This window comes from Burkholderia sp. Bp8984 (genome assembly GCF_003853755.1).
Classification (GTDB): domain Bacteria; phylum Pseudomonadota; class Gammaproteobacteria; order Burkholderiales; family Burkholderiaceae; genus Burkholderia.
The window spans coordinates 197,821-221,534 of the sequence record NZ_QTQN01000007.1; the positions used below are offsets into that span (position 1 = coordinate 197,821).

At 68.7% G+C, this 23,714-nt stretch carries 27 protein-coding genes and 1 pseudogene; 17 read left to right on the forward strand and 11 right to left on the reverse strand.

The genetic code is table 11. The annotated features are described in order from the left end of the window. The first annotated feature begins 75 nt into the window (after window positions 1-75). The 4 genes from DID98_RS10340 (at window position 76) to DID98_RS10355 (ending at window position 4,063) form a co-directional block, all read left to right on the forward strand. Window positions 76-1,116 carry a LysR family transcriptional regulator gene (locus DID98_RS10340; RefSeq protein ID WP_124523701.1) on the forward strand — a complete coding sequence of 347 codons (1,041 nt, stop codon included), beginning with the start codon at window positions 76-78 and terminating at the stop codon, window positions 1,114-1,116. A gap of 99 nt (window positions 1,117-1,215) precedes the next feature. Further along, the gene (locus DID98_RS10345) at window positions 1,216-1,902 is read left to right on the forward strand and encodes a DUF4286 family protein (protein WP_124524216.1); all 687 of its coding nucleotides are present in this window, start codon (window positions 1,216-1,218) and stop codon (window positions 1,900-1,902) included. Between the two features lie 90 nt (window positions 1,903-1,992). Further along, a complete protein-coding gene (locus DID98_RS10350; protein WP_044846663.1) occupies window positions 1,993-3,312 on the forward strand; it encodes an MFS transporter in 1,320 nt (439 codons plus the stop codon). A gap of 49 nt (window positions 3,313-3,361) precedes the next feature. Next, window positions 3,362-4,063: a DUF2848 domain-containing protein gene (locus DID98_RS10355; RefSeq protein ID WP_124524215.1), complete on the forward strand. Its 702-nt coding sequence runs from the start codon at window positions 3,362-3,364 to the stop codon at window positions 4,061-4,063. A 76-nt stretch (window positions 4,064-4,139) separates the two neighbouring features. Here the strand turns inward: DID98_RS10355 and DID98_RS10360 are convergent, their stop codons facing one another. Continuing rightward, window positions 4,140-5,120, reverse strand: coding sequence for an NAD-dependent epimerase/dehydratase family protein (locus DID98_RS10360; protein WP_124524214.1), 981 nt, complete (start codon window positions 5,118-5,120; stop codon window positions 4,140-4,142). A 99-nt stretch (window positions 5,121-5,219) separates the two neighbouring features. Here DID98_RS10360 and DID98_RS10365 point away from each other — a divergent pair, with 99 nt between their 5' ends. Continuing rightward, complete coding sequence (locus DID98_RS10365; RefSeq protein ID WP_124489057.1) at window positions 5,220-6,119, forward strand: LysR family transcriptional regulator; 900 nt, start codon at window positions 5,220-5,222, stop codon at window positions 6,117-6,119. Window positions 6,120-6,161: 42 nt separating this feature from the next. Here DID98_RS10365 and DID98_RS10370 read toward each other — a convergent pair whose 3' ends face one another. The 3 genes from DID98_RS10370 to DID98_RS10380 are packed head-to-tail and all read right to left on the reverse strand — an operon-like array spanning window position 6,162 to window position 7,707. After that, window positions 6,162-6,482, reverse strand: coding sequence for a hypothetical protein (locus tag DID98_RS10370; protein WP_124489058.1), 321 nt, complete (start codon window positions 6,480-6,482; stop codon window positions 6,162-6,164). A gap of 26 nt (window positions 6,483-6,508) precedes the next feature. Beyond that, window positions 6,509-6,775, reverse strand: coding sequence for a hypothetical protein (locus tag DID98_RS10375; RefSeq protein ID WP_124524213.1), 267 nt, complete (start codon window positions 6,773-6,775; stop codon window positions 6,509-6,511). A gap of 59 nt (window positions 6,776-6,834) precedes the next feature. Continuing rightward, window positions 6,835-7,707, reverse strand: a complete 873-nt coding sequence (locus tag DID98_RS10380; RefSeq protein ID WP_044846723.1) for a LysR family transcriptional regulator — start codon at window positions 7,705-7,707, stop codon at window positions 6,835-6,837. A 159-nt stretch (window positions 7,708-7,866) separates the two neighbouring features. Here DID98_RS10380 and DID98_RS10385 point away from each other — a divergent pair, with 159 nt between their 5' ends. Next, a complete protein-coding gene (locus tag DID98_RS10385; RefSeq protein ID WP_124523690.1) occupies window positions 7,867-9,327 on the forward strand; it encodes an MFS transporter in 1,461 nt (486 codons plus the stop codon). Between the two features lie 69 nt (window positions 9,328-9,396). Here the strand turns inward: DID98_RS10385 and DID98_RS10390 are convergent, their stop codons facing one another. Continuing rightward, window positions 9,397-9,594, reverse strand: coding sequence for an oxidoreductase-like domain-containing protein (locus DID98_RS10390; protein WP_409333436.1), 198 nt, complete (start codon window positions 9,592-9,594; stop codon window positions 9,397-9,399). A 105-nt stretch (window positions 9,595-9,699) separates the two neighbouring features. On the opposite strand from DID98_RS10390, the pseudogene DID98_RS10395 reads away from it, so the two are divergent. Next, a pseudogene (locus tag DID98_RS10395) lies at window positions 9,700-9,783 on the forward strand (RidA family protein); the annotation flags it as partial. An 88-nt stretch (window positions 9,784-9,871) separates the two neighbouring features. Here the strand turns inward: DID98_RS10395 and DID98_RS10400 are convergent. After that, window positions 9,872-10,585, reverse strand: a complete 714-nt coding sequence (locus DID98_RS10400) for an SDR family NAD(P)-dependent oxidoreductase (RefSeq protein ID WP_124523686.1) — start codon at window positions 10,583-10,585, stop codon at window positions 9,872-9,874. Window positions 10,586-11,041: 456 nt separating this feature from the next. Between DID98_RS10400 and DID98_RS10405 the strand changes: the two genes are divergently transcribed. After that, the gene (locus tag DID98_RS10405) at window positions 11,042-11,719 is read left to right on the forward strand and encodes a dihydrodipicolinate reductase C-terminal domain-containing protein (RefSeq protein WP_124523682.1); all 678 of its coding nucleotides are present in this window, start codon (window positions 11,042-11,044) and stop codon (window positions 11,717-11,719) included. A gap of 81 nt (window positions 11,720-11,800) precedes the next feature. Here DID98_RS10405 and DID98_RS10410 read toward each other — a convergent pair whose 3' ends face one another. Both DID98_RS10410 and DID98_RS10415 read right to left on the reverse strand, forming a co-directional pair. Continuing rightward, a complete protein-coding gene (locus DID98_RS10410; protein ID WP_124523738.1) occupies window positions 11,801-12,610 on the reverse strand; it encodes an SDR family oxidoreductase in 810 nt (269 codons plus the stop codon). Further along, window positions 12,610-13,440: a molybdenum cofactor biosynthesis F family protein gene (locus tag DID98_RS10415; RefSeq protein WP_124523680.1), complete on the reverse strand. Its 831-nt coding sequence runs from the start codon at window positions 13,438-13,440 to the stop codon at window positions 12,610-12,612. Before DID98_RS10415 ends, DID98_RS10410 begins: the two co-directional genes overlap by 1 nt. Before the next feature lie 170 nt (window positions 13,441-13,610). Between DID98_RS10415 and DID98_RS10420 the strand changes: the two genes are divergently transcribed. From DID98_RS10420 to DID98_RS10430, 3 genes are all read left to right on the forward strand, one after another. Further along, window positions 13,611-14,405, forward strand: coding sequence for an AraC family transcriptional regulator (locus DID98_RS10420; protein WP_124523678.1), 795 nt, complete (start codon window positions 13,611-13,613; stop codon window positions 14,403-14,405). A gap of 206 nt (window positions 14,406-14,611) precedes the next feature. After that, window positions 14,612-15,571 (forward strand): DMT family transporter, encoded by a 960-nt coding sequence (locus tag DID98_RS10425; protein ID WP_124523676.1) that lies wholly within the window; start codon window positions 14,612-14,614, stop codon window positions 15,569-15,571. A 125-nt stretch (window positions 15,572-15,696) separates the two neighbouring features. Next, window positions 15,697-16,245: a permease gene (locus tag DID98_RS10430; protein ID WP_124523736.1), complete on the forward strand. Its 549-nt coding sequence runs from the start codon at window positions 15,697-15,699 to the stop codon at window positions 16,243-16,245. A 97-nt stretch (window positions 16,246-16,342) separates the two neighbouring features. Here DID98_RS10430 and DID98_RS10435 read toward each other — a convergent pair whose 3' ends face one another. Then, complete coding sequence (locus DID98_RS10435; RefSeq protein WP_059449563.1) at window positions 16,343-16,477, reverse strand: entericidin A/B family lipoprotein; 135 nt, start codon at window positions 16,475-16,477, stop codon at window positions 16,343-16,345. A gap of 231 nt (window positions 16,478-16,708) precedes the next feature. On the opposite strand from DID98_RS10435, the gene DID98_RS10440 reads away from it, so the two are divergent. Next, the gene (locus DID98_RS10440) at window positions 16,709-18,004 is read left to right on the forward strand and encodes an aspartate carbamoyltransferase (protein WP_124523674.1); all 1,296 of its coding nucleotides are present in this window, start codon (window positions 16,709-16,711) and stop codon (window positions 18,002-18,004) included. Window positions 18,005-18,142: 138 nt separating this feature from the next. Here the strand turns inward: DID98_RS10440 and DID98_RS10445 are convergent, their stop codons facing one another. Together DID98_RS10445 and DID98_RS10450 are read right to left on the reverse strand one after the other, a co-directional pair. Next, window positions 18,143-18,562, reverse strand: a complete 420-nt coding sequence (locus DID98_RS10445) for a type II toxin-antitoxin system VapC family toxin (RefSeq protein ID WP_124523672.1) — start codon at window positions 18,560-18,562, stop codon at window positions 18,143-18,145. Next, a complete protein-coding gene (locus DID98_RS10450; protein WP_124523734.1) occupies window positions 18,559-18,798 on the reverse strand; it encodes a FitA-like ribbon-helix-helix domain-containing protein in 240 nt (79 codons plus the stop codon). The genes DID98_RS10445 and DID98_RS10450 overlap by 4 nt, the downstream gene beginning before the upstream one ends. Before the next feature lie 322 nt (window positions 18,799-19,120). On the opposite strand from DID98_RS10450, the gene DID98_RS10455 reads away from it, so the two are divergent. From DID98_RS10455 to DID98_RS10475, 5 genes are all read left to right on the forward strand, one after another. Continuing rightward, the gene (locus tag DID98_RS10455) at window positions 19,121-21,364 is read left to right on the forward strand and encodes a TonB-dependent siderophore receptor (RefSeq protein WP_124523671.1); all 2,244 of its coding nucleotides are present in this window, start codon (window positions 19,121-19,123) and stop codon (window positions 21,362-21,364) included. A 3-nt stretch (window positions 21,365-21,367) separates the two neighbouring features. Next, window positions 21,368-22,123: a tetratricopeptide repeat protein gene (locus tag DID98_RS10460; RefSeq protein ID WP_124489071.1), complete on the forward strand. Its 756-nt coding sequence runs from the start codon at window positions 21,368-21,370 to the stop codon at window positions 22,121-22,123. Further along, complete coding sequence (locus tag DID98_RS10465; RefSeq protein WP_124523669.1) at window positions 22,120-22,803, forward strand: Fe2+-dependent dioxygenase; 684 nt, start codon at window positions 22,120-22,122, stop codon at window positions 22,801-22,803. Before DID98_RS10460 ends, DID98_RS10465 begins: the two co-directional genes overlap by 4 nt. Window positions 22,804-22,915: 112 nt before the next feature. Then, the gene (locus DID98_RS10470) at window positions 22,916-23,155 is read left to right on the forward strand and encodes a type II toxin-antitoxin system Phd/YefM family antitoxin (RefSeq protein ID WP_011659184.1); all 240 of its coding nucleotides are present in this window, start codon (window positions 22,916-22,918) and stop codon (window positions 23,153-23,155) included. Continuing rightward, a complete protein-coding gene (locus tag DID98_RS10475) occupies window positions 23,152-23,547 on the forward strand; it encodes a type II toxin-antitoxin system VapC family toxin (RefSeq protein ID WP_044846647.1) in 396 nt (131 codons plus the stop codon). Before DID98_RS10470 ends, DID98_RS10475 begins: the two co-directional genes overlap by 4 nt. The last annotated feature ends 167 nt before the right edge of the window (window positions 23,548-23,714 follow it).

Below are 23,714 nucleotides of genomic sequence, written 5' to 3' on the forward strand. Positions count from 1 at the left end.
TCCCGCCCCGGAAATCCGCTAACATCGACCGATCCCGCCGCCCCTGCGCGGCCCTGCCTCACCGATCGGAATTCCATGAACATCCGGTTTCTAGAAACCTTCGTCTGGCTCGCGAAGCTGGAGAACTTCCGGCTCACGGCCGAGAAACTGCACACGACGCAGGCGGCCGTGTCGAGCCGCATCGCGTCGCTGGAAGAAGCGTTCGACGTGCGGCTGTTCGACCGCAACACGCGCTCGGCGACGCTCACGCCCGCGGGGCGGCGCATGCTCGCGTACGCGGAACGCATCGTGCGGCTCGACAGCGAGATGCGGCGCGACATCGACGCGGCGAGCGACGCGGGGCTGATCCGGATCGGCGTGATCGAGTCGATCGTCCACAGCTGGTTTCCGGCACTGATCGCGCAATTGCGCGAGCGCTATCCGCGCCTCGACGTCGAGATCACCAGCGACACGACCCTGCACCTGATCCGCCTGCTGAGCACCGACGGCGTCGACCTGATCCTGCAGACCGACCCGGTGCCGGGCCCCGACTTCACGAACCTGCCGCTGTGCGAATTCCCGGTGCGCTGGGCGGCGAGCCCGCGTCTCGGGCTCGGCGGCGAACGGCTCGACGTCGCGCGGCTTGCCGCGTACCCGATCATCAGCTTCTCGCGCCACTCGGGCCCGCACGCGACGATCGAGCGGCTGTTCGCGGCCGTCGAGCGGCCGGCCAGCATCAACTGCATCACGTCGGTCGCCGCGATGATCCGGCTCGTCGCCGACGGTTTCGGCGTGGCCGCGCTGCCGCCTGCGATCATCGGGCGCGAACTGCAGGAAGGCGCGCTCGAACTGCTCGACGTCGAACCCGAATTCCCCGCGCTGCCGCTCGTCGCGTCGTATCGCACGCAGGGGCTGCCGGTCGCCGCGCGCATCGCGGAACTGGCGAGCGAAGTCGCGCGCGCGATGCCGGCGGCTTCCAGTCATGCGAAGCCCGCCGCATCGGCAAAGGCCGAGGCCGACATCGTCGACAAGTCCCCCGCCCGCTCGGCGAAAAAAGCCCGACCCGCCTCGGCAAAACGCACGCTCCAATCCGCGTCGCCCGCCCCCCCGGCGAAACGCCGCCCGCGTCGCTCATAAGAAAACCTGTTCACCGCGAATTTGTTTTCTTGTTGGACGGGTGCGGCCCGTCTTCGGGACACTGCGGTTCCTGACACACCCCGTCACAAGGAACCCGCCATGTCCCGCCTTTCCCTTCCGCACGGCCAGCTCTGCGTCTGGACGGACATCGATCCCGCGCACGAAGCCGATTTCAACGCGTGGTACGACCGCGAGCACATGCAGGAGCGTGTCGCGATTCCCGGCTTCACGCATGCGCGGCGGTTTCGCGCGACCGACGGCGGCCCGCGCAAGTACCTCGCGCTGTACGTGACGGACACGCTCGACGTATTCCATAGCGACGCGTACCGGCGCGCGTTCACGCAGCAGACCGCGTGGTCGCTCGCGAACTTCGAACGGATGACGGGCACGCAGCGGCGGGTCGGCGACCTGACGATCGAGGCCGGCGACGGCGAAGGCATGCATCTCGCGCTGTTCGTGCTGCCGCCGGAGCGCGTCGACGTGCCGCACCTGCGCGAGCGCTTCGACGCGGCGCTGCACGAACCCGGCATCCACGCGGCCCGGCTGTTCCGCACCGCGCCGGACCTGTCCGCGCCGATCGGCGCCGATGCGGCCGCGCGTCCGGCCGCCGACGCGCTCGTGCTGATCGAGGGCAGCGATGCCGCGGCCACGCGCCGTGTCGCCGCCGCGATCGCCGGTCACGACGACGTGCGCACCTTCGACCTGCTGTGGCGCGCCGCCGCGCCGCTGCCGGCCGCCAGTCGCGACGCCCAAGCAAAACCAGCCGCCGCCGCGTTGCCGGCCTGAACGCCGACGCCGCCACCGGCCGCGCCGTCCGTGATCCACACGCGGCCCGCGCATCGGTCCCCGCGCGTCACCCCCGTCCTTCTTCACGACATGCCCGACACCATGAGCACTCTCGCCCAGCCCGCCGCCCACGCGCCCCGCCGCGTCCGCAACAGCCGACTCGCGACCGCGAGCATGATCGGCACGTCGCTCGAGTGGTACGACTTCACGATCTACAACACGCTCGCCGCGCTCGTCTTCAACCACCTGTTCTTTCCGTCGGTCGATCCGCTGGCCGGCACGATCCTCGCGTTCTCGACCTATGCGGTCGGCTACGTGTCGCGTCCGCTCGGCGGCTTCGTGTTCGGCAACCTCGGCGACCGCATCGGCCGCCGCGCGGTGCTGATGCTCACGCTCGTGCTGATGGGTGTCACGACCGCGCTGATGGGTGCGCTGCCGACCTATGCGCAGGCCGGCATCCTGAGCCCGATCCTGCTCGTCGCGCTGCGCTTCGTGCAGGGTGTCGCGCTCGGCGGAGAATGGGCCGGCGCGGTGCTGCTGTCGGTCGAGCACGGCGACCAGAAACGGCGCGGACTGTCCGCGTCGTGGACGCAGATCGGCCCGTCGTTCGGCACGCTGCTCGGCACCGGCTGCATCGCGCTCGTGACGCTCTCCACCACGTCCGACGCCTTCCTGTCGTGGGGCTGGCGCGTGCCGTTCGCGGCCAGCGCGCTGCTCGTCGTATTCGGTTTCTGGCTGCGGCGCGGCGTCGACGAAACGCCGCAGTTCGAGCAGCTCGCCGAGTCCCACGCGACCGCCGACGTGCCTGTCGCCGAAGTGCTGAAGTGTCACTGGCGGCGCCTGCTGATCGCCGGCGGCTCGCGGATCGGCTCCGACGTGCTGTACGCGCTGATCGTCGTGTTCACGTTGACCTACGTGACGACCGTGCTGCACCTGTCGCGCCCGGTCGCGCTGACGGCCGTGATGATCGGCACGGCCTGCAACGCGCTCGCGGTGCCGTTCTTCGGCGCGCTGTCGGACCGCTTCGGACGCCGTCCGGTATACCTCGCCGGCGCGATCGCCGGGATCGTGTGGGCGTTCGTGTTCTTCGCGATGCTCGATTCGGCGCGGCCGGGCGCGATCGTCGCGGCGGTCGCGATCGGCCTCGTGATCCATGCGGTGATGTACGGCCCGCAAGGCGCGTTCGTCACCGAACAGTTCCCGACCCGCGTGCGTTATGCGGGCTCGTCGCTGGCCTACACGCTCGCCGGCATCGCCGGCGGCGGCTTCGCACCGCTCGTGATCGCCACGCTGTTCCGCCAGACGGGCACGACGACGGCCGTATCGCTGTACGTCACCGCGGCGCTCGTCGTCACGTCGATCGCGCTGCTGGCCGCGCGCGAGACCGCGCACCGGCCGCTCGCGGATTGAACATCCCCGCCGGTCGTTTCACTCATTCGCACTTCGAACGGATACCCGCATGCAAGCCCTGTCGTTCAACGTGATGTCCCTGCAAGGCGCGCCCGCCCAGGTCGACGTCGAGATCGAACGTGTCGTGATCGCCGGCTGGGCCGGCCGCGATCCGGCTGCGATCCGCGCGCACATCGACGAACTCGCGGCGCTCGGTGTCGCGCCGCCGTCGGCCACGCCGTGTTTCTATCGCGTGTCGTCCGCGCTGCTCACGCAGGCGCCGTCGATCGGCGTGCTCGGCGCACGCTCGGGCGGCGAGATCGAGTGCGTGCTGATCGACAGCCCGGTCGGCACGCTGGTGACGGTCGGCTCCGATCATACGGATCGGGAAGTCGAGGCCTACGGCGTCGCGGTGTCGAAACAGGTGTGCGCGAAACCACTCGGCCGCGAGGCGTGGCGTCATGCGGACGTCGCCGATCATTGGGATGCGATCGAGATGCGTTCGTGGTGGATCAAACCCGGCGGCAGCCGCATCGCGTATCAGCACGGCGCGGTCAGCGGGCTGCTTGCGCCCGCCGCGCTGTGGCATCGCTTCGACGACCGGCGCACGATGCCCGCGCGCTGCGCGATGTTCGGCGGCACGGTCGCCGTACACGGCGCGATCGCGGCGATGGGCGACGGTGACGCGTTCGAGATGGAACTCCACGATCCGGTGCTCGGGCGCAGCCTGCGGCACCGGTACGAGGTCGAGGTATTGCCGGTTGTCGCGTAAAGGACGGTGGCGGGTGCGCAGGCAATAAAGAACATGACCCGCACGCGGCCCCGTCACCCGCCTTGAGCGCTCGCCGTCATCGCAAGCAGCCCAGCGCGGCCAGCGTCGCCTCCACCGCCGTATCGAGCGGCGTCACCGGCTCGCGGCCCAGCACCGCCGTCACCCGCGCGTTGTCCATCCGGAGCGGCTCGCGCCACAGATAGCGCATCTCGAGCATCTCGCGCATCGTCGTGACGAACGGCGCCGCGACCCACACGAGCCACCACGGGAAACGCCGCACCGTCGGGCGCATCCCGTGCCGCTGCGCGACGCGGCGTACGGCCTGCGCCATCTGCGTGCCGTCCGCGTCCCAGTGACCGCCGAAGTGGAAGCGCGCGAACGGCGCCAGCGTGTCGCGCCGCTCGAGCAGCTCGACCATCGTGCGCGCGACGTCCGGCAGGTACGCCCATTGATGGCCGACGCCCGGCCGGCCCGGCACGCTGATGGCCGCGACGGGCCGCCCGGCCTTGACGAGCGCCTGCCCGAACCAGTTGTTGCCCGCGTGCGCCCCGAAGAAATCGCCGGCCCGCACGATGATCGTCCGGACGCCCTGCGCGGTCGCCGCCTGCAACCGCCGCTCCATCTCGACGCGGATCGCGCCCTTGCGCGTCACCGGATGCTGCGGCGCTTCTTCGCGCAGCACCGGAAACGCGTCGGGGCCATAGTTGTAGACCGTCCCCGGCAGCACGACGGTCGCCTGCGCCAGCGTCGCCGCCGCGATCGTGTTGTCGAGCATCGGCAGCACCTGCGTCGACCAGTTCCGGTAGCCGGGCGGATTCACCGCATGCACGATCACGCTGCAGCCGCGCGCCGCGCGAACCACCGCCTCGCGGTCGAGCGCGTCGCCGCGCAGCCACGCGATCCCGTCGCGCTCCACCGTCTCGGCGTCGAGCCCGCGCTTGAGCGCGCGCACCTGCCAGCCGGCATCGCGCAACTGACGCGCGACCTCGCCGCCGATACCTCCGCTCGCGCCGAGCACGAGTGCCTGTCGTTGCGTCCCGCCTGCGTTCGCCGTCATTGCCGTTCTCCGTGAATGAACCGTTGTCAGCACCCATTCTGGCGCGAGGCAGCCTAACAAGGAATTGCCTAACCCGATGCATCGGCTATACATTTATGCATGGCCATCGATCTGAACTGGGAACGCTACCGCACCTTCCTCGCCGTGCTGACGGAAGGCTCGCTGTCGGGCGCGGCGCGCGCGCTCGGCATCACGCAGCCGACGGCCGGCCGCCACGTCGCGGCGCTCGAAGCCGCGTTCGGCCAGACGCTATTCACGCGCTCGCCGTCGGGGCTGCTGCCGACCGAGGCGGCCCTGGCGCTGCGCGGCCATGCCGAGGCGCTGCGCAGCGCGGCGGCCGCGTTCGAGCGCGCGGCCGCGAGCCACGGCGCGGGCGTGCGCGGCACCGTGCGGATCTCGGCCAGCGACGTGATCGCGGTGGAGGTGCTGCCGCCGATGCTCGCGCAGTTGCGGCGCGACCATCCGGGGCTCGTGATCGAACTGGTGCCGACCGACCGCATCCAGGACGTCCTGAATCGCGAGGCCGACATCGCGGTGCGGATGGCGCCGCCCGCGCAGGAGGCGCTCGTCGCGCGGCGCATCGGCGCGCTGGAAGTCGGGCTGCATGCGCGCGACGACTACCTGGCGCGCAACGGTACGCCGTCATCGACGGACGAACTCGCCCATCACGCGCTGATCGGCTTCGATACGGTCACGCCGTTCATCCGCGCGGCGGGGCGCGGGATGCCGCTGTGGAACCGCGATGCGTTCGCGCTGCGCACCGACAGCAATCTCGCGCAGCTCGCGATGATTCGCGCGGGCTACGGGATCGGCTTCTGCCAGAACCGGCTCGCGCAGCGCGATGCGCGGCTCGTGCGCGTGCTGCCGGACGGGCCCGCGACGAAACTGGAAACCTGGATGGTCATGCACGAGGATCTGCGGACGAGCCCGCGTTGCCGGGCCGTGTTCGATGCGCTGGCGAACGGGCTGCGTGCGTATGCCGAAGGGACGGCCGACTAGGCCGTTCCCGCCCGCCGCACGCGCGAATCGCCGCGGCGCGCGCTATTCGTGGATCTTGCCGGCGAACAGGATGTCGGCCATGCGCCGCCACGGGTTGTCGGGCAGGTCGTAGCAGCGCAGCCCCTCCTCGGACGCCTCGGCCCAGTCGACCATCGCCTCCAGGTACTCGCCGATCGAGCGGTTTTCCCAGCCGAGCGCGGCGGCCGCATACGGCGCCGGCGGCAAGTCGGCCTCGAGCTGGCGCTCCTTGTGCCAGTCATGGCCGAGCACGCGCAGGAAACGGATCAGCGAGCGCTCGTCGATCACCCGCTCGAGCGCGTGCGCCAATCGCGCGGCCATCTCGCTTTTCAGTTCGTCGTTCATGCGTATCGCCCCCTGCTACGCAACGTTCAGAACGCTTCCAGCTCGCACCAGCCGGGATACGTTTGCTCGACGATGAAGAAATCGTCGAAGTAGACCAGCCCGCGCCGTTCGAGCGACCTCATGCACGCATCGACGGCGTCGCCGCCGAAGAACGGGCCGAGCGACACCAGCCGGTCCGACTCGTCGAAACAGTCGGCGAAATTGAATTCGCGCATGAGCGCGGACAGGTCGACGTCTTTCTCGACCAGCGCCGCGCGTCGAACGACGATCCCGAAATCTCTCGATATTTTCATCGGTACCGACTCCCGTCGAATACGTGCCGCTGCGCCGACGCGCAAGCGTGCTTCACGCTTTACATCAGCAACTGCCGCGACAGCACCTCGCGCGCCTGCGTGACCGTCTCGCGCTCGCCCGGCATCGGCGGCGTCAGCGAGAACACCGCGTCGGGCAGCGTCGGCAGCCGGTATTTCGCGCCGAGCCGCACGAGGCCCTCGCCGATCGCCGACGCGCACAGGCAGCCGACGCCGAGCCCCGCCGCCAGCATCGACTGCAGCCCCGCGACGCCCGACGCGCTGTGCACGAGCACGTACGGCGCGTGCTGCTCGTCGAGCGAGCGCACCGCGATCTGATGCATCATGCAGTCGTCCGGCAGCAGCACGAGCGGCAACGGCTCGGGCAACTGCTCGGCGAGCGCGGGCGACGTGACCCACGACAGCGGCTCGCGCCGCAGCACCCAGCGCGTATCGGCCGACGCGGGCCGGAACGGGCCGCTCGACAGGTTCATCACGACGCCAAGATCGATCTGCCCGCGCGCATGGGCAGCTTCGATCTCCGCGCTCTTCATCGCGCTCACATGCAGGCTCAGTTGCGGGTAGCACTCCCGCAACCGCGCGAGCAGGCCCGCGACTTCATGCGTCCGGTAGTAGTCGGTGATCGCGACGCGCAATTCGCCCTTGATCGCCTGTCCGCGCACTTCGTCGAACGCGGCCTCGTTCAGCGCGACGATGCGCCGCGCATGCTGCAGCAGGCGCGCGCCGGCCGGCGTCGGCTCGACGCCGCGCTTGCTGCGCACGAACAGCGGCACGCCGGCGCGCGACTCGAGCTTGCGCACCTGCTCGCTGACCGTCGACTGTGACAGATGCAGCAGCGGCGCGGCCGCCGTAAGGCTGCCCGCATCCGCCACCGCCGCGAACGTGCGTAACTGATCCAGATCGAAACCGCGCATCGCACCCTCCATCCATCGAATAACCCGATGGATGCTACCACCAATTCCCGCTTTTCCGATTCATCGGCGGTCCGCAGAATATCGGTTCAACGGCCCGCCGAACCCGTTTCCACGGGATTCGGCATGCGTTGCGGCCGCCATTCTTCCGGATTTCCTTTCATGACCGACAACACCCTCGCCCGTTGCGCGCCGGCCGGCGCGGCTGCCGCGACACCGCCGCGCAGCCATCACGGCTGGGCGCTCGTGGTCCTGCTGGTCGGCGCCATTCTGCCGCCGCTCGACTACTTCATCGTGAATCTCGCGCTGCCGGCCATCCGCGACGGCATCGGCGCGCGGCCGGCCGAGCTGCAGCTCGTCGTGTCGGCCTACGCGTGCGCGAACGCGGTCGTGCAGATCACCGGCGGGCGTCTCGGCGACCTGTACGGCCGCAAGCGGATGTTCATGATCGGGATGGCCGGGTTCGTCGTCGCGTCGGCGCTGTGCGGGCTCGCCGGCAGCGGCGCGGTGCTGGTCGGCGGCCGCGTGCTGCAGGGCCTGTTCGCCGCGATCCTCGCGCCGCAGGTGCTCGCGACGATCCGCAGCGTGTTCAGCCCGCAGGAGCAGGTGCGCGTGATGGGCTTCTACGGTTTCGTGTTCGGCCTCGCGGCCGTGATCGGCCAGCTCGGCGGCGGCGCGCTGATCGACCTGCATCCGTTCGGGCTCGGCTGGCGCGCGATCTTCCTGGTCAACGTGCCGATCGGCATCCTCGCGCTGCTCGGCAGCTGGCGCTTCATCCCGGAAAGCCGGCCACCGCGCGGCCAGCGCATCGACGTGCCCGGCACGGTGCTGCTGTCGCTGTTCCTGCTGATGCTCGTCTATCCGCTCACGCACGGACGCGAGGCGGGCTGGCCGCTGTGGATGATCGCGTGCGTCGTCGGTGCGCTGCCGATGCTCGGCGCGCTGCTGGCGGTCGAAGCGCGCCGGCTCGCCAGCGGCCGCGACCCGCTGCTCGACGTGCGCCTGCTGCGCAATCCGGTCGTCGCGCTCGGGCTCACGCTCGCGTTCCTGTTCTACATGCTGAGCGCGTTCTTCCTGAGCTACGGCATCTATCTGCAAGGCTGCCTGAACTGGTCGCCGCTCGCGTCGGGGCTGGCGATCCTGCCGCTCGGCATCGGCTTTCTCGCGAGCCCGCTGCTGATGCCGCGTCTCGTCGAGCGGTTCGGCGGCTATCGCGTGCTCACGCTCGGCTTCGCGATGCTCGCGGCCGGCGTCGCGACCGCCGCCGCGCTGGCCGGCGATCATGCGCCCGGCCCGGGCTTTTACGCGGGCATCGCGGCGATCGGCATCGGGCAAGGCCTCGTGCTGCCGTCGGTCGTGCGGATCGTGCTCGCGGAAGTCGACGCGGCGCGCGCCGGGGTCGCATCCGGCATGGTCACCGCGATGCTGCAGATTGGCGCGGCCGTCGGCGCCGCGACGCTGGGCGGGCTGTTCTTCGCGCGGCTCGGCGCGCAGCCGCGTGCGCTCGACTACGTGCAGGGGTTCAGGACGGCGATGTGGGCGCTGGCGGCCGTGCTGCTGGCGTGCGTCGCGTTGTCGGCCGCATTGGGGCCGATGCATCGGCGGGGGCGCGCCATCGCGTGACGACGCCGGCCAGGGAAGCCCGCCCCGGCAGCGAATCGCGGCATGCGCGCCCGCTTGCCGGCGGCGGGCTCACTGGTGATGCTTGAATTGCGCGTGCCGTGCTTCCCATTCGGCCAGCTCGACGCGATAGCGCGCCAGCGCTTCGTCGTACAGGTCGAACACGCACGGCGAGCAGCCGCTGTTGCAGCAGTCTTCCAGTTCGGGTTGTTCGGGCGGGGTCGGACGCGGATCGTCGGCGAGCGTATCCGCGGAGGCAGGCTTGGTCACGGCTTCAGTCATATGGTGTGGAACGCCCAGTATACGGTGATGGTCAGCGGCATGCAGGCACGCACCGGGCGCAGCCGCGCATCCCGCACCGACAGGAATCGCGCCATGGCCGAAGCAGTGAATCCGCCGGAACGCCGGGCGCCGTTCGGCGCCCTCTCGATGGCCGCGATCCAGGGCGACGGCCGGATCTGATCGAAATCGCGACGATCGCGGAAATCTCGCGTGCGCGATTTCGCATGCCCCGCCGCCGCACTCGAATGCGATAACCCGCTCCCGACTACGCCACGCGACCGCTCACCGGAATCGATGCGCCGGTGATCGCCTGCGCGTCGGGCGACAGCAGGAACCCGATCGTCGCCGCCAGCTGTTCGGGCCGGACCCAGCGCGTGAAATCCGCATCCGGCATGTCCGCACGGTTCGGCGGCGTGTCGATGATGCTCGGCAGCAGCGCGTTCACGGTCACGCCGCGATCGAGCAGTTCCGCCGCCAGCGCCTCGGTGAGCCGCGCGACGCCCGCCTTCGCGGCCGCATAGGCACCCATCCCGGTGCCCGCCTTGAACGCCGCGCCCGCGCCGATGTTGACGATGCGGCCAGCCCGGCTCGTCACCAGATACGGCAGCGCGGCCTTCGACGCGTTCAATGCCGTCTTCACGTTCAGTTCGTACATGCGGTCCCACGTGGCCGCGTCGCCGTCGGCGATCGTCTGCCAGACGAACGCGCCCGCGATGTTCAGCAGCGCGTCGACCCGGCCGAATTCGCGATTCACCGCTTCAAGGGCGCGCGCAGCCGCCTGCGGATCGACGAGGTCGATGCCGCCGATGCGCAGCGCATCGGCCGGCACGCCGGGCAACGCCTGCGCGTCCGGCGGCGCGCCGCGGCCGATCAGCGCGACGCGCGCGCCGCGCTGGCCGAGCCAGGCGGCCGTGGCGACGCCGAGATGGCCGAATCCGCCGGTGATCGCGACTGCCTTGCCTTTCAGGTCGTGTTCCATCGATGTGCTCTCCTGGGTCGAGGGGGTTGGATGATACGTGGTTCGGGGCGATGCCGGTACCGACACGGACGCGCGTGGCCACCGTTTCGACAGCGTAGCGCCGTTCATGCCGCGTGCGCACGGCGATAAATGCGTCACCGCCAACGCAGCCGCTCGGTTGATCCGCAGCCATGAAGGCGCGCACCGCGCATGACGGTGGACGGCAGGAGGTAGGCGTTAGGCGGTGGGCGGTGGACGGTGGACGGTGGACGGTGGGCAGTGGGCAGTGAGCAGTGAGCAGTGGGCGGTGGGCGGTGGGCGGTGGACGGCGGACAGCGGACAGCGGACAGCGGACAGCCGACGGCCGGGCATAATGCGCGAACACGGTGCGCCGCGCGGTGCCCCGTGATCGCGCCGGGTCCTTGAACGGCCCGCGCCGTTTCCGTAACGAAACCCGAACCTCAACCCGTCTATCCCATGCAAGTACTCGTCGTTGGCACCGGCAAGCTGGCAACCGAACTGCTCGGCTCGCACCGGCTCGACCCCGCAACCTGTCGCGTGACGGCCTGGTCGGACCCCGCACGCACCGAGACGCGTTCGATCGTCGTGCACGCCGGATCCGGCCGCGAGCTACCTGCCGCGATCGAATTCTGCCGCGCAACGGGCTCGCCGCTCGTCGAGCTGTCCACCGGCTCCGAGCTCGAAACCGGATCGCACGACTTCCCCGTCGTGCTTTGTCCGAATACGAACATCCTGATGCTGAAGTTCATGAGCATGCTGGAAACCAGCGGTCATCTGTTTCGCGACTGCCGCATCAGCGTGACGGAGTCGCACCAGGCCGGCAAGACGTCCGTGCCGGGCACCGCGGTCGGCATCGGCCAGTCGCTCGGCGTGCCGGCGCAGGACATCCGCTCCGTGCGCGACCCCGACGAACAGCGCGACGCCCTGCAGATTCCCGACGATCAGCTCGGCCGCCATGCGTTCCACCGGATCCGCATCGAGGATGGCGCATGCAGCCTGCAGTTCGAATCGCGCGTGTACGGCGCGTCGCCTTACGCGGACGGCGTGTCGCGGATCGTCGAGACCGTCCGGCAGCACGAACTCGAACCTCGCCGATACTCGATCGTGGAGTTCATCCGCAACGGCTGGCTGTAGCCGCGACGGTGCGCGGCTTGGCCGACGACACCGCGGCCGGCACATTCGACGGCCGCGATCGCACGATCGCGCACGCTCCGCTTACCCGTCGCCCAGCACGGCCCCGCTCTCCGGCAGCGTCGCGCCCCCGTCGACGACGATCGTCTGCCCGGTGATGTACGCCGCATCGGCCGACGCGAGAAACAGCATCGCGTTCGCGACGTCCTCCGGCTCGCCCATCCGCGCGAGCGGAATGTCGCGCGCGATCTGCGCGGCGACCGACGCGTCGCCGAGATTGCCGGCGGCCGGCGTGCGGATCATCCCCGGCTCGACGCCGTTGACCGTCACGTTGCGACGCGCGAGTTCGAGCGCCGCCGCGCGGATGAAGCCGTTCACGCCGGCCTTCGACGCCGCGTAGTGCGCGAGCCCCGGATAGACGACGCGCGGCCCGGTCACCGACGACGTGACGAGCAGCCGCCCCGCTCCCGCACGCTCGAACACCGGCAGCGCGGCCTGCGCGAGCCAGAACAGCGCCGACAGGTTGACCGACAGCGTGCGTTCGAGCATCGGCTCGTCGATCTGCGCAAACGGGGTCAGCGGGAAGTACGCGGCGTTGTGAACGACGACGTCGAGCCGGCCGCCGTCGCGCTCGACCGCCGCGACGAGCGCGCCGAGTTCGTCGCGGCTCGCGGCGTCGACGCGATACGCGCGCGCGTCGCCGCCCGCACTGGCGAGCGCGTCCGCCTGCGCGGCAGCGGCATCGCCGTTGAGATCGGCGAGCGCGACGAATGCATCGGATTCCGCGAAACGGCGCGCGATTGCCGCGCCGATCCCCTGCGCGGCGCCCGTGACCAGCACGACGCGTCCGCTGAAATCCGCACGCAGGCGGGCGCTGCCCGGCACGGCGCTCATCATTGCGCCTCGCCGCCGAGCGGATGCACGGTTTCGTTCAGCACCTGCGCATGCGCACCGATCGGGAAGTTCGACAACGTGCCGAAGTCGCCGCCCTGATAGCCGAAGATCTTGCCGTCCGTCTTGCGTTGCGCGAGGTCGATCAGCACGACGCCGAGCGTCGGCACCACTTTTTCGCGCCACACGAACAGATACAGTTCATCGGCAATCCTGAAGTAATGGCAGCGATCCACGTCCGCCAGCCCGCCTTCTACGCCCTGCAGGCACTGCCATGCGTAGAAGTTCTCGTTCAGGTAGATGTGCTCGTAGCATTCGGTCGGGCTGTAGCGATACATCGTCCGCTTGCCGATCAGTTCGCGCGTGGGCCCATGCAACGGGCCCGGCTGCGCATGGCCGCCGAGCGTGCCGTGCCGGAATGCCGCGTCGACGCCAGTCAGCGGCAACCCGCGCGCGACGCGCGTGAACGCGTCGACATGCGTGTCGGCCTCGGTCGGCAGCGTGCCGATCACCGACGTCCACACGCCGCGGCCGACGTCGATCACGAGGCTGACGGACGTCGCGCGCGCCACCGGATCGATGTAGTCGACGAAGTACAGGTCGTCGCGCAGCCGCGTGACGCGGCACGGCGCACGGCCGCCCGTGTCGGTCGCCGCATCGCACCATTGCAGCGCACCCGCCTCGAACGTATAGACGCGCCATGCGCCCGTTGCGTCGCCAAGGGCCAGGGACCGCCCGACGAGCGCGTTCACGGGCGTGAGGATGTTCGCGTCCGGCGCAAAGCCGTCCGCGAGCGCGCCAACCTGAATGAATACCGGATCCTGTCGTTCCACCTGCCGTCTCCCGCGCAGCTTCAGGCCCGGCGGGCCGTGTACGCTGCTCATGTGCACATGGTGCGGGCTGCACGCGCCGAACGGTATCGGCCAAAAGGATGAAGGGCGCGCGCCGCCGGAACGCGCTACAGTGCACGTGATCCGCGCCGCTGCCGGCGCGAGGAGCCCCCATGCACCGTGTCACCCACTACCGACGGACCGATGAAGGCATCGAGGCGATCAGCCTCGAGTCCGACCGCACGTTTCCGCGGCACGCGCACGACGAATTCGGGGTCGGCGTGATCGTCAGCGGCGCGCACCGGTCCTGGAGCGGCCGCGGGCAGGTCGACGCGCTGGCCGGCGACGCGATCATGGTCAATCCGGGCGAGATGCACGACGGCATGCCGATCGGGACGCGCACGGCCCGGCGCTGGCGGATGCTGTACCTCGCGCCGGCGCTGGTCGCGGGCGTCGCGGCGGAAGAAGGCGTCGGCGGCGTCGAGCTCGCGCATCCGGCCGTGCGCGACGCGCGGCTCGCGGCCGCGTTCGGCCGGTTGCATGCTCGAATCGTCGCAGGAGATACCATGCCGCTCGCCCGCGACGAGGCGCTCGTGACACTGGTCGCCGGGCTGCTTGCGCGGCATTCGAACCGGGCGCTGCCGGCCGCCGGCGTCGCGCCGGCGATCCGCGTGGCCCGCGAGCGGCTCGATGCGGCGCCCGCCGCACCCGTCTCGCTGGCCGAACTCGCCGGCCTGAGTGGCGTGAGCCGCTTCCAGTTGCTGCGCGGGTTCGCGCGCGAACTCGGCATCACGCCGCACGCGTATCTGGTGCAGTCGCGCACACGGCTGGCGCGGGCACTGCTCGCGAGCGGCCGGCCGATCGCGGATGCCGCGGCCGAAGCCGGTTTTGCCGACCAGAGCCACCTGACGCGCGCGTTCGCACGCCAGTTCGGGATCACGCCGGGACGATTCACGCAGGCCGGCTGACGGACGTCACGGTCCCGGCACGGCCGCCGCCGTGGCGCGACGTCGCCGATCGCCGCCGTTCAGCACCAACGATGACGCTTGATGGCGGTGCCACCGGTCATCCGGGGACACCGAGCGCAATACCCTTCCCCTCACCCGCTCCGCTCGCCGGCGCCGCTGCAATTTCGTTCAAGACGCCCGCGCCGCCGCACGCGACCATGCGGCACATGAAAACACGACTGATCGGCTATCTCTATCTCGCCGCCGCGATGGCGGGCGTCGGCAGCACCGTCATCGCGAGCCGCCTCGCGGCCGGCGGCCTGCCGCCGTTCGCCGCCACCGCGCTGCGCTTCCTGATCGCAACCCCGTTGCTGTTCGCGTTGATGCGGGCGCAGCGGCTGCGATGGCCGCGGCTCTCCGCACGCGACGCCGTGCTGCTGGTCGTGCAGGCTGCGGCGGGCGGGGTCGGCTATACGGTGCTGCTGATCAGCGGCACGAAGCTGTCGTCGCCGGTCGATGCGGGCGTGATGCTCGGCACGCTGCCGGCGATGTCGACGCTGATCGCGGCGGTCGTGCTGCGCGAGCGGCAGACGCGGCGCGACTGGAGCGCGGCCGCGCTCGCCACCGCCGGCGTGCTGTTGGTCACGTTCGCGCCCGGCCAGGCCATGCCGTCGCTCCGGACGCTCGCCGGCGACGCGCTGGTGCTGGCGGCCGTCGCATGCGAGGCCGTGTTCATCCTGCTCAACCGGCGGCTGTCGGCGCCGTTGCCGCCGCTCACGCTGTCGACGGCGATGTCGGGCCTCGGCTTCGTGCTCGCACTGGTGCCGGCCGCGTTCGAATGGCACGCGCTCGCGACGAACTGGAACGTCGGCGCGGTGTCGGCGATCGTGTACTACGCGCTGGTGCCGACCGTGCTCGGCTATCTGTGCTGGTATGCGGGTTCGGCGCGCACGAGCGGCACCGAAGCCGCGCTGTTCACGGCGGTTGCGCCGGTCTCGGCCGTGCTGTTCGCGGTCGCGCTGTTCGGCGAGACCCTGGGCGGCACGCGACTCCTCGGCATCGCGCTCGTCGTCGCGGGAATGCTGGTGGGCGCGACGCGGCGGCGCGAGCCGCCGGCATGCGCAACGGACTCACGGTCGAGGTCGCCAGCGCGCCCAGCGGCATCCACGTCGACTGCTACCGATTGATCCGCGTGCGCGGCGACTGTAGGAATGTATCCGCCCGCGGCAAAATCGTTGCGCACCGTCGCACAAGATGCAATATTCGCGTGGCCGGGCCATTTGACAACCACCGAACAATAATTCGCATCATCATGAACAAGAAGGAAGCCAAGACAAGAATCGCGGCGCTGCTGTCCGCGGGTGCGAGGAAAGCCGACGTGCTGGCCGAGCTGGCCGGACAGGGCCTCAAGGATCGCGTGCTCGCGCGCCTGATCGCGTCGCGCCCCGACCCCGAGCTGTGCAGGAAGAACAAGGTGCATACGCGGGTCCTGATCGGGCTCGGCGTCGCGCAGTTGGTGATCAGCGTCGCACTCGCCTATCTCATCCTGGTGGACACACTCAGCATCGGCGCCGCGGCGCTGTTCCTCGCACTGACGGTGCCGCTGTCGCTGCTGTTCATCTGGGGCTTCGCGACCCATCGCGTCGGCGCATATCACGCGTTCATCATTCTGTCGCTGCTGCAGGTACCGAAGACCATCGCCGATCTCGGCCGCGATCCGTCGACCGCGCTGCCGACCCTCGGGGTGACGGTCATCCTGGTCGGCTACGTCTGGTTCGTCCGCAACCGGCTGTTCCCCGACTTCGGCTGGTTCACGCCGCGCAAGGTCGAGGGCCGTTACGCGTTCGTGGAAACCGCCTGATACCGCACACCACGCACCACGCACCGTGAAAAAGGCGCCGGGCCGCCCCGCAATCGCGGGACGGCCCGGCGCCTTCTGCATTCCGGAACCCGGCAGCTTATTTGGCCTTCTCAGCCGTATCGCTGATTGCCTGGCCACCCTTCGAAATGTCCTGCCCCATGCCTGCAACGGTATTGCAACCGGCGAGCGCGGCGGTCACCACCAGCAGCACTGCAGCAATCGTACGCGTCATGCTCATTCTCCTTCGAGTCAACATGCCCGACCGGGCGAATCGTATGCGGCGTGGTGCCCTGCGGCGTGCAGGACACGGGGCCTGACCTGATTATACGGAGACGGCCGCCGTGCGCCAGTGCCGACCGCGCCAGCGCCCGAGCACGACACGGCCGGTCGCACAGATTTTCCTTGACTTCGTCGGCGCGCGAACTAATATACGCACCGCGTATATTCCCATCAGGTGCCCCCGATGACCGTTCCCCAGCAAGCCTTCCTGCGCGACGCGATGCGCCGCCTCAACATGACCCGCGAAGCGTTCGCGAACCGCATCGGCGTGAGCCGCCGCGCGCTCGACACGTGGCTGTTGCCCGACGACTCGCAGGAATCGCGCGGGATGCCCGAGATCGTCGAACGCTTCGTGTCGGAAATCGTCGAGCGCTCGGCACCGGACGGCGGAGACTATACGCAAAGCGTAGACAAACAGGAGCTCGCAAAGCAATTCCTGTTCGAAGGCAAGCCGCAGTTGATCTCGGTGGACCAGTTCTCGCGCGACTCGGTCGAGGCGCTGTTCCGCGTCGCCGACGTGATGCAGCCGATCGCGCGCCGCCACAAGATCTCGCGCGTGCTCGAGGGCGCGGTGCTCGGCAACCTGTTCTTCGAAGCCAGCACGCGCACGCGCGTGTCGTTCGGCGCGGCCTTTTGCCGGCTCGGCGGCTCGGTGTGCGACACGACCGGTTTCACGTTCTCGTCGATGGCCAAGGGCGAATCGATCTACGACACGAGCCGCGTGATGGCCGGCTACGTCGACGCACTCGTGATCCGCCACCCGGAGAAAGGCTCGGTAGCCGAATTCGCGCGCGCGACCAACCTGCCGGTGATCAACGGCGGCGACGGCCCGGGCGAGCACCCGAGCCAGGCACTCCTCGATCTCTATACGATCCAGCGCGAGTTCTCGCGGCTCGGCAAGATCGTCGACGGCGCGCATATCGCGCTCGTCGGCGACCTGAAATACGGCCGTACCGTGCATTCGCTCGTCAAGCTGCTCGCGCTGTACCGCGGACTGAAGTTCACGCTCGTGTCGCCGCCGACGCTCGAAATGCCCGCGTACATCATCGACCAGATTGCGACGAACGGCCACGTGATCGAGCAGACGAACGACCTCGCGGGCGGGCTGCGCGGCGCGGACGTCGTCTATGCGACGCGGATCCAGAAGGAGCGCTTCACCGACGAGTCGTTCGAGGGCTATACGCCGGATTTCCAGATCAACCAGGCGCTCGTCGACTCCGTCTGCAAGCCCGAAACGCTGATCATGCACCCGCTGCCGCGCGACAGCCGGCCCGGCGCGAACGACCTGTCGGTCGACTTGAACCGCGATCCGCGACTCGCGATCTTCCGGCAGACCGACAACGGCATTCCGGTGCGGATGGCGATCTTCGCGGTGCTGCTCGGCGTCGAGAATCTCGTCCAGCATTCGATGCGCGATGCGACGTGGCGCCCGCCGGCGTACCTCGGGCCGGAGGATGCGGTGTTTCACGGAATCGATTGACCCGCATCCAGTGTCGCGCGGCCAGACTCGAGATTGCTGAAGATCGAGCGCCGCGCGCCGAAGCAACGCACGACGCGCCGCCTTGCACGGCGCGTTTTCATTTTCGGCGCGGGTGATATCGAGGCGACCGGCCGGAAGTTAGCGAGCCCACGGATCGATCACGCGCAGGCCCGCTGCTTCGAACGGTGCGACGTCGCGCGTAGCCACGATCAACCCGTTGGCTGCGGCGGTTGCAGCGATGAAGCCATCGGCAGGCGCCATCGTGTGCCCCAGGGCGCGCGCCTTCCCGCGTAGGCTCGCATATGCGTCACTGGCCGCATCGTCGAACGGCAGAATCCGCCCGCGAAACAACGGCACGACGCGTTGCTCGATGTTTTGGTGCAGCCAGTCTCGCCTGCGCCCCTCCGGCAACGCGGCCACGCCGAATCGCATCTCGGCCAGACTGATCGCGGCAAGAAACAGCGTCTCGACGTTTTGCGCGTCGAGCCATTCGATCACGGCCGCGCTCGGTTCGCGTCGCAGCGGCTCCGAAATGACGTTGGTATCGACCAGAATCATTCGAAGCTCATCGGATCGGTTGGCGATTGATCGCGCTGAACCTCGAAATCGATGCCGCCGGCCTCTCTCCCGATCTCCGCCAGCAGCGTTCCCAGCCTGGGACGTCCGCCGGGCCGAACGGCCTGCTCGAGGATATCGCGCACCTCGGCCTCGGTACTGCGGCCATGTTGTGCAGCACGGATTCGAAGCGCGCGATGCACCTCGTCGGGCAGGTTTCTAACAGTGATCACAGGCATGATGCGCCTCACTACATTTGCTTTCAATGCAGTCATATTATCACCTTGCTGTCATTTTGGACGAGTGAAGACCCGATCACTGTAAATCGCCCGACACGCCTTTCCCACTCGGCCATTCGGCCATCGCCGCGGCCCCCACGCGCTCGGCAGCCCTCCGCCACATTCGTCAACATTCTCCTCGCAAATGCGAACAGGAACGCTTCTCATTTAAAAAGAAATTACATAGAATGCCGCCTGAAAACAAATCGTAATAATTCCGGGCGGCATGCACATTTCCGTAGCGCGTCGTTCCCGGGGCCATACTGCGAGGTCGAAGCGCACCATGAAGTCCCGTCCTGACGAGCAGAAGCTCGGCAAATTCACCACCCTGTGCAGCGTACTCGCCGCGAGCCCGGCGTTCGCCGACGGCACGCCGCCATCCGCCCCGGTCGGCACCGAAGGCCATCTCGCGCCGATCGAGGTCCAGGGCAAGGCCGAGCACAGCTACAAGGCCGACTTTTCCGCATCCGCGAAATTCACCGCGCCGCTCGTCGACACGCCGAAGTCGGTGACCGTGATCCCGCAGGAACTGATCCGGAACAGCGGCGCGGCGACGCTGACCGAAGCGCTGCGCACCGTGCCCGGCATCACGTTCGGCGCCGGCGAAGGCGGCAACCCGCTCGGCGACCGCCCGTTCATCCGCGGCTACGACACGCAGGGCAGCATGTTCGTCGACGGGATGCGCGACACGGGCGCGACCACGCGCGAGATCTTCAACACGGAACGCGTCGAGATCACCAAGGGCTCCGACGGCGCGTACGGCGGCCGCGGCGGCGCGGGCGGCAGCATCAACCTGATCACGAAGGCGCCGCACCTCGGCACGACGGCCGCCGCGAGCGCGGGCCTCGGCACCGACCGCTACCGCCGCTTCACCGCCGACGGCAACTGGCAGTTCGCCGATCACGCCGCGTTCCGCCTGAACCTGATGAGCCACAACAACGACGTCGCCGGCCGCGACGCCGTCAACAACGAGCGCTGGGGCGTCGCGCCGTCGATCGCGTTCGGCCTCGGCACGCCGACGCGCGTGACCGCGAGCTACTACCACCTGTCGACCGACGACATGCCCGACGGCGGCATTCCGTACTTCTACACGACGTCGAACAAGCCCGCGAACGTCGACACGATCTATCCGGCGCCGGTCGACCGTCACAACTTCTACGGCCTGATCGACCGCGACTTCCGCAAGACCACCTCGGACATCAGCACGATCAAGATCGAGCACGACATCACGTCGAATCTGACGGTGCGCAACACCACGCGCTACACGGAATCGACGCAGGACTACATCTGGACGCAGCCCGACGACAGCCAGGGCAACGTGGTCAACGGCCGTGTCTGGCGCCGCAACAACAACTGCGACAGCTCGATCAACAGCCTCGCGAACCTGACCGAACTGTTCGGCGAATTCCGCACCGGCCCGTTCAAGCACAGCTTCACGACCGGCATCGAGCTGACGCGCGAATGGGGCAAGCGCGATTCGTACACGGTCGCGACCGACAAGGGCACCATCTGCCAGAAAGGCATCGGCGCGCCGTCCGGCTACAACTGCACGAGCCTGTGGTCGCCTGATCCGAACGATCCGTGGGCCGGCTCCGTCACGCGCAACAACGACTATGCGCATGCACGCACCACGACCAAGTCGATCTACGGCTTCGACACGATCGAGCTCACGCCGCGCTGGCAGGTGAACGCCGGCGTGCGCGTCGACGATTACTCGACCCGCTTCACCGACACCAAGGCCAACGGCGGCAAGACCTACACGCGCGACGACACGCTCTTCAACTGGCAGGCCGGCCTCGTGTTCAAGCCCGCGCGGAACGGCAGCATCTACGCGTCGTATGCGACGTCGTCGACGCCGGCCGGCATGCTGCTCGGCGAAGGCAGCGAAACGCAGTCGCTCACGCCGGGCCGCGGCGGCGTCGGCCCGAACGCCGATCAGATGGCCCCCGAGAAGAACCGCAGCATCGAGCTCGGCACGAAGTGGAACGTGCTGAACGACAAGCTGTCGCTGACCGCCGCGCTGTTCCAGATCGACACGACGAATGCGCGCGTGACGCTGCCGAACAACCAGTACGCGATGGTCGGCAACAAGCGCGTGCAGGGTCTCGAACTCGGCGTCGCCGGGCAGATCACGAAGCAGTGGCAGGTGTTCGGCGGCTATACGTACATGAAGAGCGAGCTGCGCGACAACGGCAAGGATGCAGCGAACGACGGCAACCGCTTCCCGAATACGCCGAAGCACAGCCTGACGATGTGGTCGAACTACGACGTGACGCCGAAGTTCACTGTCGGCGGCGGCGCGTTCTACATGTCGGAAGTGTTCGGCGATCCCGCGAACCTGCGTGCGGTGCCGTCGTACTGGCGCTTCGACGCGATGGCGCAATACCGGATCAACAAGAAGCTCGACCTGCAGCTGAACGTGAACAACTTGTTCAACCGCACGTACTTCGATCAGGCGTATCCGGCGCACTATGCGTCGATCGCGCCGGGCCGCTCGGCGTTCGTCACGCTGAACGCACGCTACTGATCGATGGAAACCGTCTCGCTGAAGGCGCTCGCGTCAGTGTCGCCGCGCGCGTTCGCCGACATTCTGGCCGGGCCGCCCGAGCGCGCCGCCGCGTGGGTCGCGGCGGCCGCCGATAACGGGATCGTCGACGCGCAGGCCGTCTACGGCCAGTACCTGCTCGACGGGCACGGCGTCGCGCGCGATCCGGCCGCCGCATGCGGCTGGTTCCGGCACGCGGCGCGGGCCGGTCACCCGATGGCGATGAACATGCTCGGCCGCTGTTACGAGTTCGGCTGGGGGACGGCGGCATGCGCGCCGGTGGCCGTGTACTGGTATCGGCTCGCCGCGCAGGCCGGGCTCGACTGGGGCATGTACAACTACGCGACGGCGCTCGCGCTCGGCAACGGCATCGACGAGGATCGCGCGGCCGCGCTCGACTGGTTTCGCCGCGCGGCCGCGCTCGGCCATGCGAAATCGATCAACCTGATTGGCGGGTTCTACGAGGACGGCTGGGTCGTGACCGCCGATGCCGACGCCGCGTTCGACCACTATCGGCGCGCCGCCGAGGCCGGCGACTTTCGCGGCCAGTTCAACCATGCGCGACTGCTCGCCGAGCGCGGGCGCGTCGACGAAGCCCTCGTCTGGCTCGCGCGCGTGCCGGCCACCGCTACCCCCGCGTTCGTCGCGAAGATGCGCGCCTATCTCGCGTCGTCGCCGCTCGATGCGTTGCGCGCGGCGGCGATGCAGTTGCCGTCACACGGCATGGAATCCGAATCATGATGCTTCATATCCCCGGCGTGTTGACCAAGGCACAGGTCGCGCGATGCCGCGAGATGCTCGGTGCCGCCGACTGGGTCGACGGCAACGCGACGTCCGGCGCGCAGTCGGCGCTCGCGAAACGCAACCGGCAGTTGCCGGAAGGCTCGCCGGTCGCGCGCGCGGCGGGCGATGCGATCCAGGATGCGCTGGCCCGGCATGCGCTGTTCTTTTCGGCGGCGCTGCCGCTGAAGGTGTTTCCGCCGCTGTTCAATCGCTATGAAGGCGGCGAGACGTTCGGCACGCACGTCGACAACGCGATCCGGCTGCTGCGCGGCACGGATTTCCGCGTGCGCAGCGATCTGTCGGCGACGCTGTTTCTGGAGGAACCGGACGCGTACGACGGCGGCGAGCTGTGCGTGGAAGATACGTACGGCGTGCATCGCGCGAAGCTGCCGGCCGGCGATCTCGTGCTGTATCCGGCGTCGAGCCTGCATCACGTCACGCCGGTCACGCGCGGCGAGCGCGTCGCGTCGTTCTTCTGGATCCAGAGCATGGTGCGCGACGATGGCGACCGCACGCTGCTGTTTCAGCTCGATACGCAGATTCAGGCGCTTTCCGCGGAAAAAGGCGCGAAGGATCCGATGGTCATTTCCCTGACGGGGATTTATCACAACCTGTTGAGGAAATGGGCGGATGCGTAGGGCGGCAACTCGCCCAGCGCCGCCCCACTCGGCCAGGAAGGCCGACTACGCTACTTGCACCACTTCATCTCGACAACTAAAATGACCATCGTCAAATGACCATGCTCATATCATGATGCCGCACGCTCCCGTATCGAAATCCGAATTCAAGGCTCGCGCGCTCGAATACTTCCGGCTCGTCGAGGCGTCGGGAGAAAGCCTGATCGTCACCGACCACGGCAAGCCAACGCTCGAGATCCGGCCGTATCACGCACGCGAGGCTCAGCCGTTGGACATATTGCGCGGCTCGGTCATGCGCTACGACAATCCTCTCGATCCGATTGCGGAAGATGACTGGGAGGCGTCGCGGTGATCGTGCTGGATACGCATGCATTGGTGTGGTGGGTGGCGGGCGATCCGTCGCTCAGCAAGAAGGCGCGAAGCGCGATCGATCGCGCGCGCGGCGAGGGCGCACTCGCTGCGTCCGCGATCTCCGCATGGGAAATCGCGATGCTGGTGCGCAACGAGCGCCTCGCATTGACGATGGACGTCGATGCGTGGCTCGCGACGGTCGCGCAAATCGACGGCATGCGCTTCGTGCCGGTCGACGCCGACATCGCCGCGAGGTCCACCGCGCTGCCCGGCACTTTTCACAAGGATCCAGCCGACCGCATGATCGTCGCGACTGCGCGCCGGCTCGGTGCGCCGCTCGTCACCCGTGACGAAAAGATCCGTGCATACGCGCACGTCAAGACACTTTGGTGACGGTCATGGGCACGTCGGCCGAATCGCAACACCGACACATCCGCATGCCACTCGACAGACGATTCGTCTGACGGAACCGATGACGGCGATCACGCGAAGCCGTCCATGACCGATCGAGGTTTTACCTCGCACCCGCTTCACGTATTACCCGTCGGACTAGCGGCATT